The 9,909-nt window shown below is 67.4% G+C and carries 9 protein-coding genes, 1 tRNA gene and 1 pseudogene; 5 read left to right on the forward strand and 6 right to left on the reverse strand.

Annotated features, from left to right (window positions below; all coding sequences use genetic code 11):
* Together VJ811_RS13670 and VJ811_RS13675 are read left to right on the forward strand one after the other, a co-directional pair.
* Nucleotides 1-1,050: pseudogene (locus VJ811_RS13670) on the forward strand (glycosyl transferase family 1); the annotation flags it as partial.
* The gene (locus VJ811_RS13675; protein ID WP_324073238.1) at nt 1,004-2,311 is read left to right on the forward strand and encodes a glycoside hydrolase family 130 protein; all 1,308 of its coding nucleotides are present in this window, start codon (nt 1,004-1,006) and stop codon (nt 2,309-2,311) included. The pseudogene VJ811_RS13670 and the gene VJ811_RS13675, both read left to right, overlap by 47 nt.
* A 16-nt stretch (nt 2,312-2,327) precedes the next feature.
* Here the strand turns inward: VJ811_RS13675 and VJ811_RS13680 are convergent, their stop codons facing one another.
* From VJ811_RS13680 to VJ811_RS13695, 4 genes are read right to left on the reverse strand one after another with little or no spacing between them, the layout of a single operon-like run.
* Entirely contained in the window at nt 2,328-3,083 is a 756-nt protein-coding gene (locus tag VJ811_RS13680; RefSeq protein ID WP_324073239.1) for an SDR family oxidoreductase, read from the reverse strand.
* Nucleotides 3,073-3,537 carry a hypothetical protein gene (locus VJ811_RS13685; protein WP_324073241.1) on the reverse strand — a complete coding sequence of 155 codons (465 nt, stop codon included), beginning with the start codon at nt 3,535-3,537 and terminating at the stop codon, nt 3,073-3,075. The genes VJ811_RS13680 and VJ811_RS13685 overlap by 11 nt, the downstream gene beginning before the upstream one ends.
* 15 nt (nt 3,538-3,552) lie before the next feature.
* The gene (locus VJ811_RS13690) at nt 3,553-4,671 is read right to left on the reverse strand and encodes a glycosidase (RefSeq protein WP_324073243.1); all 1,119 of its coding nucleotides are present in this window, start codon (nt 4,669-4,671) and stop codon (nt 3,553-3,555) included.
* Between the two features lie 19 nt (nt 4,672-4,690).
* Nucleotides 4,691-4,960: a hypothetical protein gene (locus VJ811_RS13695; protein ID WP_324073245.1), complete on the reverse strand. Its 270-nt coding sequence runs from the start codon at nt 4,958-4,960 to the stop codon at nt 4,691-4,693.
* Nucleotides 4,961-5,238: 278 nt separating this feature from the next.
* Between VJ811_RS13695 and VJ811_RS13700 the strand changes: the two genes are divergently transcribed.
* The 3 genes from VJ811_RS13700 (at nt 5,239) to VJ811_RS13710 (ending at nt 6,501) form a co-directional block, all read left to right on the forward strand.
* The gene (locus VJ811_RS13700; RefSeq protein WP_324073247.1) at nt 5,239-5,514 is read left to right on the forward strand and encodes a hypothetical protein; all 276 of its coding nucleotides are present in this window, start codon (nt 5,239-5,241) and stop codon (nt 5,512-5,514) included.
* Between the two features lie 87 nt (nt 5,515-5,601).
* Nucleotides 5,602-6,207, forward strand: a complete 606-nt coding sequence (locus tag VJ811_RS13705; protein ID WP_324073249.1) for a cytochrome b — start codon at nt 5,602-5,604, stop codon at nt 6,205-6,207.
* 207 nt (nt 6,208-6,414) lie between these two features.
* A tRNA-Leu gene (locus VJ811_RS13710) sits at nt 6,415-6,501 on the forward strand.
* Between the two features lie 17 nt (nt 6,502-6,518).
* On the opposite strand, the gene VJ811_RS13715 is transcribed toward VJ811_RS13710, so the two are convergent.
* Both VJ811_RS13715 and VJ811_RS13720 read right to left on the reverse strand, forming a co-directional pair.
* Nucleotides 6,519-7,688, reverse strand: a complete 1,170-nt coding sequence (locus VJ811_RS13715; RefSeq protein WP_324073251.1) for a benzoate/H(+) symporter BenE family transporter — start codon at nt 7,686-7,688, stop codon at nt 6,519-6,521.
* Between the two features lie 29 nt (nt 7,689-7,717).
* Nucleotides 7,718-9,909 (reverse strand): DUF2339 domain-containing protein (locus VJ811_RS13720; RefSeq protein ID WP_324073253.1); only part of this gene is annotated, 2,192 nt, incomplete at its 5' end.

Here is a 9,909-nt window from a genome sequence, read left to right on the forward strand (position 1 = left end):
CTCCAGCATGGCCTCGGCATCGTTCCCGATCGCGCCCATGGCTATTGCATCGACGATAATGCGCGCGCGCTGATGCTCGTGAGCGGCCTCGAAGCCAAGGCGTTTGCCCAGGACGAAGCGCTGGCTCTGCGCTATGCCAGCTTTGTTCAGCACGCATGGAATCCCGCGGCCGGCCGCTTCCGCAACTTCATGGGCTATGACCGCCAATGGCTCGAGGCGATGGGGTCGGAGGACAGCAATGGGCGCGCGCTCTGGGCGCTCGGCCATTGTGCCGGGCGCGCGCCGCTTTCGGGGCTCGCCGATTGGGCGCGCGACTGGTTCGGGCGCACCGCTGCGATGGCCCAAGATTTCCGGAGCCCGCGCGCGATTGCCTTCGCGATGCTTGGTGCCGACGAATTGCTTGTGCGCCACCCCGCACACGCCGATGCGCGCGCGCTGATCGAACGCGGCGGCGCGTTTCTCCACGCGCTATGGACATCATCGCGCCGCCCCGGGTGGGACTGGTTCGAAGCCGGGCTTTCCTATGATAACGCCCGGCTCGCCGAGGCGCTGCTCCGCGCGGGTCGCCGGCTGCGCTCGCTCCCTCTCGAAGAGGCGGGGCTTGCGGCGCTCGACTGGCTTTGCGACCGCCAGACCGCTGCGGGCGGATGGTTCCGCCCGGCGGGATCCGAGGGCTTCGGCCTCGCCGGCGAGAGCTTGCCCTTTGACCAGCAGCCGGTCGAGGCGTGGGCGACGATTGCCGCCTGCGGCGAAGCCTTCGTCTCGACCGGGCTGCCGCGCTGGAACGCGCGCGCCGACATCGCGTGGCGCTGGTTCCACGGGGACAACGACCGGTCGGTCGCGCTCGCGAGCGCTGCGACCGGGCGCTGCTGCGACGGACTGACCCCACGGGGCGTCAATGCGAATGTCGGCGCCGAGTCGGTGCTGGCATTTCACCTTGCCTATCAGACGATGGACGACCTATTCTGGCGGCGAGGGATCAAAGAAAAGGCGGGCCTTATCGATGCTGATCTGCAGACCCGACCAGTCGCCGCTGCACATACTCAATGAAAAGCTCAGCGCCGATCCCGCGCGGGTCGTCTTGCGGCCCTTCCACCTCGCATGGGCGTCGAATGTTTCCGAACCGCCGCGCGCCGCGCAACTCGTCGCCGACGTCGTCGCGCTCGACGAGGATCAGGCGGAGCTCGAGCTTGGGCTGATCTGGAAGGATTTTTCCGAACGGCACTGGCAGATCGGCCGCATTTTCGACGAACGCTTCGCCGAGATCGCCGAAGATCTGGCGCTTGCCGAGGGCAGCGTCTCGCCGGTCAAGCGGCGGCTGATCGGTGCCTATTTCTGTCACGAATATAGCTATGCTGCGGCGGCGCTGATGAACCCGAGCGTCGTGCCGCACCCCGATCAGGCGGGGCTCGCCGCGCACCAGCAGCGCTTCCTGATGTCGATGCGCGCGGTGGGCGAGGGCCATATCAGCTCGGTCGCGTTCCGCGAGGGCATCATCGGCCCCGGCGGCGATTTCCACCTCTGGCCGCAATCGGGACCGGCGATGGCCGCGGTTGCCGACGACCGCCATCATCTCGGCCCCGACGATGCGGTGACGGTGCACCGCCAGCCTGACAGCGCGATCTCGAACAGCGTGCTCTTTCCCGTGACCGAGGCGCAGCGCAACGGGCTCGAGGATCTCCGCCTCGTGCGCTTCGTTCACGACGATGGCAGCACCGAATATATCGGAACCTACACCGCCTATTCGGGGCAGGCGATCCGCTCCGAATTGCTGCGCACCCGCGATTTTACAAGCTTCAGCCTCGCGCCGCTCACCGGACGCGCCGCGCGGCACAAGGGCATGGCGCTGTTTCCGCGCAAGATCGACGGACGCTATCTGATGATCGGGCGACAGGACGGCAAGAATATCACCCTGCTCGCGTCCGATACGCTGACGCGCTGGGACGAGGAGGGATCGATCCTGATGCGCCCGGAATTTCCCTGGGAATTCATCCAGATGGGAAATTGCGGAAGCCCGATCGAGTGCGATGCGGGTTGGCTTCTCCTCACCCATGGCGTCGGGGCGATGCGCAAATACAGCCTGGGGGCGGCGCTCCTCGATCGCGACGACCCATCGCGGGTTCTCGCGCGCACGTCCTGCCCGATCCTCGCCGCCGCCGAGAGCGACCGCGAAGGCTATGTGCCCAATGTCGTCTATACCTGCGGCGCGATGCGCGTCGCCGACGAGCTTTTCATTCCGTTCGGCATATCGGACAGCGCGATCGGCTTCGCGACTGCCTCGATCGACGACCTGCTTCGCCACCTCGCCTGAGGCTTCCGGCCGGCTCTCAGAGATGCTCGAGCCGCGTCTCGACGCGCATCAGCGAAACCGCCGTCCGGCGCGGTTGCGACAGCATGAAATGCACCGCGACCGCAATATCCTCGGCGCGCAGCATCTGGTGCCGGTTGATGAGTTCGACCTGTTTCCCGGGCGGGAATTCGGGATATTGGAAATCGGCGCCGGTGAAGCCGGGTTCGATCAGCCCGACCTTGATATCCTGTTCGGCGAGTTCCTGGCGAAAGGATTGCGCGAAGCCCTGAATGCCCGCCTTCGCTGCGACATAGATCGAACTGCCGCCCTTGCGCGAAACCGCGGACATCGAGCCGATGAAGACGATGTCGCTGCCGGCGTCCATCCGGCGCGCGGCTTCCTGGGCGCAGATCAGATAGGCGGTGAAATCGGTATTGAGTTGATAGCGCGTTTCGCTTTCGCCCGCGTCGGCCAGCGCATCGGCGGGAATGGCGGCGTTGATGATGGCGATATCGATGCCGCCCAGATATTGCCCGGCCGCCTCGAAAAAACGGTCGACATCCTCGGCGATCGACAGGTCGACCGCGATGCCGCCGCCTTCGCCGACCTCGGCGATCCGCTCGAGCGCGTCGCCGAGATGATCGGGCGTGCGGCCGCAGATATAGACTTTGACCCCATAGCTCGCGAGCAGCACTGCAATCGCACGGCCGATACCGGTCGTGCCGCCTGTTACGATGGCGCGGCGTCCTTTGAGGTCGGGCATTTCGGTGTGCGCATCGCGTTCATCGAGCATCGACATTGCTCCTTTGGGTATCCCCCTTCTGCGGGCGATCGCGCGCGGGCGTGGCGGTGGCGTTTCCGGATCCGTAAGTTGCCGGCGGGTCGCTCGCCGGAAAGGATTCGTCGATGGCCTGATCGATCGCCTCCCATGGCCGGCGGATCCCGTCGCGCATCGCGTCCGGGCCGGCCGATCGTGTCTGATCGAAATTTTCAGCATCGGTCTCGCGGTCGCGAAAGGCGGCTGAATGGCGATCCGCCCTCGCGGGCGCGATCCGCCTGCGCAGCGCGCGGGCCGTGATCCAGGCGAGCGCGAAGCCGCCGAGCATCCCCGCGAAACCCCGGAGCCAGAGCGCATCCGGGTGCGATTCCGCTACCTTTGCCATTTGCTTTCCTCTCGAAGAAGGGAACGGCGCTACACGGCGATAGTTGCAGCCCGGCGATGGTGTCCGGACGTTTTTGCCGCCCACGGAGCCTCCCGCATCTCAGGCGGCGAAAACCGACTTCGGGATATGGGTGATGCGGCAGGCGAGATCGGCTTCGCCCGACGCGACGACATAATGGTCGCCCCCGTCGGCGATCCCCGTCGTGAACACGACGTCGCGGACGTAGAGCCGGTCCTCCAGCGGCCGCGTGAGGCCGGCATTGGCTTCGATCAACGGCTGGTGGCCGGTTCGCAGGATTTTGGACGGATCGCGCCGGTCGAGCAGCGACCAATAGGTGCGGTAGATACCGACGATTTCCTTGGGTTCGACCCCGTGCCAGAGCGTCAGCCAGCCATCATCGGTGAGGATCGGCGGGGTGCCGCCGCCGATCCGCGCGGTCGCGATCGTATCGGCATGCGGGCGAATGCCCGGCGCGAGATGCGGTTTCCAGTGGAGCGTGTCGGGCGAGGTCGCGAGGTTGATCGACGGTCCCGCGCGCCACTCCGAGCCCGGCGGATAGGCGAAATAGAGGTCGCCCAGCGGGCGCGTCTGTGCCCAGTAGCGCCCGTCGATGCGGCCTTCGAAAATGAGCATGTCCTTGTTCTGGTGATCGAGGACGATGTCTTCGAAGCGCCAGTCGACCGCATTCGCCGAACTGTAGAGCGTCGTCGAATGCCGTTCGGGGCTTACCGAGCAGGTCGTCATCAGCCAGCGACCATCCACCCGCGAAATGCGGGCATCCTCGACGCCATAGCATTGGAAGCTGCCTTGCGGCGCCACCGCCTTTTCATAATGGATCGCGACGCGCTCGAGCCCGTCGGGCGACAGCTCGACCGGCAGGAGCCAGGACAGCGAGGTCAGCGTCATCACGCGCCACGCGCCGCCGCGCACCATGAATTTGCGCGGGTCGGCGGTATCGCAAAGGTCGAGCGGCCAGGCGTCGAGGCGATAGCCGCCCTTGGTCCAGCGGATCGCGCGCACATGACCATCGGCGATCGGCTCGCGCAAGGCTTCGGCGATACGCACCATCATCAGCAAATTGCCGTTATCGAGCCGGGCGAGGCCGGGGTTGAAGGCGCCCAGCACATAGGTCCCGGCATCGAACGCGCCGGCGAGCGGCGAGCGTCCGAGATCGACGTCGTCGGGGCCGAAGATGAGTCGGTCTATCGCAAAATCCATATCGCGGCGCTCCGGCCTGCTACACCGCGCGCTCCGCGTTCGATGGCGCGCTGTCGAGAGTGGCAATTTCGCGATGCTGCTGCGGCCGGATGATCCAATAGTTGCCGGCGCCCAGATTTTCGCGCCCGAGCAGGCAGATCGGCCGGCCGTCCGCGCTGAGTTCGGCCCAGCGCCCCTCGGCCTCGCCCTGCGCGATCAACAATGCTTGCGCCGGCGTATCCGCCTCGAATTCGACCCGTTTTTCGATGCCGATCCCATCATCCTCGTAACGAAGCGCATAGGTAATCACGTCGACTCCTTTCGCGTCTCACTGTTTACGCCATGAGTAACGAATGGCGCGCCGCCAAGTTTCAGCAACGGCGGGCGAAAGCGCAATTTTTATCGAGATTCGTGCCGGACAGCGGTTGCTGGCGATGGAGCGAAGCCGTTTGGATTATGAATGCTACGGGTCCGCAGATCGAGCGCCGCAGCGACGGCCGCAGCGCAGTAATGGCCGCTCGTCGCGCCGCCCTGCAACCCGGGCGGGCGTGCGGACGTTGAGGTCATGTCACGAAAAGGAGATCCACCATGTCGCACGGCAAGTTCGACCATGCCGCGACCGCTCCCGTCGAGCGTGTCGCGCGTGCGCTCGCCGGTCATGCGCTGAGCAGAAATGCTGAAGGCGAACTCGCGTCGGCGGGTCCGGCGGTCGATGCATTATGGCCCGATTATACCGACGCCGCGCTCGCGGCGCTTCGTACGCTGCGCGAGCCAAGCGGGCGGATGCTCGCGGTCGGCGACGCCGATGTCTGGGACCGGATGATCCGTGCGGCGATCGAGGATGAAACGATCTCGGATTTTTGATCGAATAGCGCTCGGCGCGCGCCAGCCTGTCCGGAAGACGGACTCCCGCCCGATGGATCGTTTGCATTTATGAGGCGTTGAACCGAGATGGCGAGCGTCCCCGAAGCCACGCCGCAGGAACGGCTGTTGCGCTATAATGATGGCGCGGTGCTTCTGCATTGGTTGATGGCGCTGATCGTCGTGGCGCAGGTGATCGTCGGCTTCACCTTTTCCGGCATGGACCGCGGTCCGGCGCGCGGCGACATGTTCGCCGTACACAAGACGCTCGGGGCGACGATCCTTGTGCTGGCGCTTGTCCGTTTGGCCTGGCGCCTTGCGCATCCGCCGCCGCCCTTTCCGGTCGAACTGCCGCGCTGGGAGCGCCTCGCGAGCGTCTGGACGCATCGGGCCTTCTACGTCCTTCTGATCGCGCTGCCGCTCACCGGTCTGATGGCCGTGTCGGGCGGTGCGAGCGCGGAGGGCAAATCGGTGACGCCGCTGCTTGGCGGCATTCCGCTCCCGCTGATCCCCGGAATTTCCGAAGAAGCCGGCGAACGGCTCGGCGGCGTTCACGAACTGTTGGTGTTCATCACGCTCGCGCTCCTCGTCTTGCACATCGCGGCCGCGCTCAAGCATCAGATCGCGCGCCATCGCGCGGCGGGCCGGATGCCGCCCTTTCAAGCGGCAGGCGAACACCCCGTCGCTTCGCGCTGACGAAGTTATCGCGTCAATGCGCGGATGCGGCTTGCTCGATTGGCGCGGTCATCGCGGCCAGCCGCCGCACATTGCTGGTAACGCACCACAGGCGTTCGACGCGATAAGCCAAAGATTCCTCTACTGTTGTTTTCAGCACTGGCAATCGTCGGCGAGCCCGCATATAGCGCCAGCGCCGACGAAGGGCTCCGGCTTTTCGAGTTGCACGCGGGTGTGGCGGAATTGGTAGACGCAGCGGATTCAAAATCCGCCTCTGGCAACAGAATGCCGGTTCGAGTCCGGCCACCCGTACCATTTTGGGCTATTCAATTTCAGGCGCGCGCCGTCAGCCACCTGCTGGCCGCCAGCGCCAGAAAACCGACGGCGAGCCCCCAGAAAGCCGATCCCAGCCCGAACAGCGTCAGTCCCGATCCGGTGGCGAGGAAGGTCAGGATCGCGGGGTCGCGGTCGGATTTTGCCGACATCATCGCCTCCATCGCACCGAGCAGCGCGGGGATCAGCGCGACGCCCGTCAGCGCCGCGATGACCGTGGGCGGCAGCGCGAGAAAGAGGCGCACGAGCAGCGGCGAGAAGATGGCGAGCAGCAGATAGAAGCCCGCGTAAAGCATGCCGACGGTCCACCGTTTCGCGCGATCGGGATGTGCTTCCTCGGCGGTGCAGATCGCCGCGGTGATCGCCGCGAGGTTGAGGCCGTGCGCACCGAAGGGCGCCGCCGCGAGCCAGGCGAGGGCGCTGCCGGCGATCAGCGGGCGGGGCGGCGGCTTATAGCCCGCGCCGCGCAGCACGACGAGGCCGGGCAGGTTCTGCGATACCAACGTCACAAGGAACAGCGGCACGCCGACACTGAGGATCGCGCGCACGTCGAAGGCGGGAACCACGGGCATCAGCGTGCCGAAGGTCGCACCCGGCGGCAGCGGGCCGATGTCGCCGCGCAGCAGCGTGAGCGCCATGCCCGCCGCGAGCGCGAGGAGCAGCGCATAGAGCGGCAGCCGCTGGCGTGCGACGACGAAGACCGCAACGAGCAAGGCGATCAGCAGCGGGTCGGCCGCGCCAAGCCCGAACAGCTTGAGGCAGAAGGGCAGGAGCACCCCCGCGAGCATCGCCGACGCGATCGACGCGGGGATGCGCTCGGCGAGCCGTCCGAGCAGCGGCACGAGGCCGAGCAGGATCATCATCAGCGCCGCGGACAGAAAGATGCCGATCGCGGCGGGCCACGGCAGGCCGGGGGCGGCCGCAGCGAGCAAGGCCGCGCCGGGAGTCGACCAGGCGAGCACCACGGGCATGCGCAGCCGCCATGACAGCATTGCGCCCGCGACCGCGATACCGAGGCACAGCGCGGTGACCGCCGACCCCGTCTGGTCGCCCGAGGCGCCGAGGTTGCGCATCGCCTGGACCACGAGCGCGATCGTTCCGCCAAAGCCGACGAGCGCGGCGATCAGCGCCGAGGACCAGGCCGGGACGGGAGGCAGGCTGCGCGGCATCGTTTCGCTTCTTTATTTGCTTGGAGGTTTCAGGCCGATGCCGGCGCGGCATTGTCGCGGTCGGGGGCCAGCTGGCGGCTGTAGAGCCAGCCGATCCCGATCAGGCTGAAGCCGAGCGCGACGAACGAGCCGATCCGCGCGAGCCCTTCGAGCCCCGAGGCGTCGAAGAGGAAGACCTTGCCCGCCGCGCCGATCATCAGCACCAGCGAGGCGATGCGCCAGTCGTGGCGCTTGGCGCGGATACCCCACAGCAGGAAGCCGAGCGCAAGCGCGAGGAGGAGAATCGAGCGCAGGATATTTTCGGCCTCGGTGACGCCGGGCTGGGCGAGCAGCGCGTCGTGGAACAGCTGGCGAAGCGTCGCCCATGCAAAGCCCAGGGCGAGCAGCATCGTCGCAATCTGGATTACGCGGTCGAGCTGTGCCGGTGCCTTGGCGAAAAGCGCGGGCATTCGCATCAGCCCCAGCCACGGCAGCAGGAAGAGCGGGATGAGCAGGTTGACGAGCGGCCAGCCGCCGACCGCCTGCGCCGACCACAAGGGATTGTGCAGGACGAGGCCATAGAAGAGCGCATGCGCGGTGCCCGCGACGAGCAGCGGACGGGCGATGCCGGGCAGCCCGCGCGCCACCGCGAACCAGCCGGCGCCGATCAGCAACGCTTCCCAGATCAGCCGCTGAAGCATGCCCGTCGTGACGAAGTCCCCGCCCGCCGCTGCGGCGAAGCCGATGCGATAGAGCGAATGGGCGGCGATGCCGCCGAGGATGGCGGCGAGGCTGAGCGCGGCGATCCACAGCCAGCGGGGGAGCGCATCGCGGGCCAGCCAGACGGGAATCGCGAACAGCAATGCGGGAAGCAGCAGGCGCAGCAGCAACGGTTCGATCGTGAGCAGCGCGGCGTCGAATTGCATCGGGACGCCAACGAGCGACAGCGATGCTTTTGTTGACCAGATGGCAACCGGGAGCGCCGCCCACGCAAGGCTGAGCGCTGCGAGGCTGGCCGCCGCGCCATCGACGCGGCTGAAGGCGACGCGCCGCGTGGCAAGGAGTACCGCCGCTCCGCCCAGCGCCGGAGCGAGCATCAGCGCGTTCGCGGGCAAGATCTGCGCGAAGGCGCCGTAGGCGAACAAGGCCGCGCCAATCTGACCCAGCCGGCGCACGATGGCGCCTTCGCCGCGAACCGCGAACAGGAGCGCGGCGGCGGCAAGGCCGCCCCAGCGGACGAGCGCCATGGTGTCTGCGCCATTTGCACCCTCAACCAGCCGTGGCAGTTCGGCCAAGGCGCGCGGCGTTGCGACGAGCGCGATCAGTGCGGCACCGACGAACCCCGCCGCAACGCGTTCGATGCGCGGATCGAGCGCGGCCTTCCCAAAGAAAAGCAGCGCGATTGCCACCGCCGCGACGCCAAGCGGCGCCAGCCAGGCGGGAAGGACAAGGAGAATGGCGAGCGCGAGGAGCGCGGCCGCCGTCGCCGCGAGCCATGCGAGGCGGCCATCGCTCGTCCGCCCCTCGACCTTCCAGCCGCGCGCGATACCGGTCGCGGCGAGCAGTGCGCCGCCCAGCGCGATCAAGGCGAGCGCGCCATCGGCGATGCCCCAGAAATGCCATTTCGTCAGCGCGGCGGCGGCGAGCGCGATCGCGCAAAGTTCGAGCGCCGGACGCAGCATTTTTGGGACGACCCACAGCCGCATGAGGAGCGGGAGGGCGTGGATGATCAGCAGCGACAGTCCGATCAGGCCGAACCAGAAGGGGGTGGGGTCGGGCCAGGCGGCCAGCAGCGCCAGCGAGAGCAGCAGACTGATCGCCGGAACGATCGCGAAGCCGCCCTCGCGCCATGCGAGCCATTGCCCCGCGGCGGCGATCAGCGCGAACAGCCCCCAGTGGAGCGGCGCGAAGCCGCCATAGCCGACGAGCAGCGCCAGCTGGAGTGCGCCGACGACCGCGGAGGCGGTGCGCAGCAGCGTCGAGCGCGGTCCGTCGAACGCCATCATCGGCAGCGCGATCGCGAGGAGAAGGACGAAGCCGCCGATCGAGAGCGCCCCGACGACGTCGAGCGCCGCGCTCGCGAGGATCATCCACAGGCTCCAGCCGATCCCGCCGATCAGCGCCGCGAGCGCGAGCCACGGCCAGCGCCGAGCGCGCGCGACGCCCGCGAGCCCGGCGATCGTCAGCGCGAGATAGACCGCGAGCAGCGGCACATTGGGTTCGACCGCCCCGACCATCGCGG

It is taken from the genome of Sphingopyxis sp. (assembly GCF_035250425.1).
Taxonomy (GTDB): domain Bacteria; phylum Pseudomonadota; class Alphaproteobacteria; order Sphingomonadales; family Sphingomonadaceae; genus Sphingopyxis.

Excerpts from the sequence above, each read along its gene's own strand:
- VJ811_RS13675 (WP_324073238.1), top strand. The coding sequence starts at position 1,004 with ATGCTGATCTGCAGACCCGACCAGTCGCCGCTGCACATACTCAATGAA.
- VJ811_RS13680 (WP_324073239.1), bottom strand. The coding sequence starts at position 3,083 with ATGCTCGATGAACGCGATGCGCACACCGAAATGCCCGACCTCAAAGGA.
- VJ811_RS13690 (WP_324073243.1), bottom strand. The coding sequence starts at position 4,671 with ATGGATTTTGCGATAGACCGACTCATCTTCGGCCCCGACGACGTCGAT.
- VJ811_RS13700 (WP_324073247.1), top strand. The coding sequence starts at position 5,239 with ATGTCGCACGGCAAGTTCGACCATGCCGCGACCGCTCCCGTCGAGCGT.
- VJ811_RS13705 (WP_324073249.1), top strand. The coding sequence starts at position 5,602 with ATGGCGAGCGTCCCCGAAGCCACGCCGCAGGAACGGCTGTTGCGCTAT.
- VJ811_RS13715 (WP_324073251.1), bottom strand. The coding sequence starts at position 7,688 with ATGCCGCGCAGCCTGCCTCCCGTCCCGGCCTGGTCCTCGGCGCTGATC.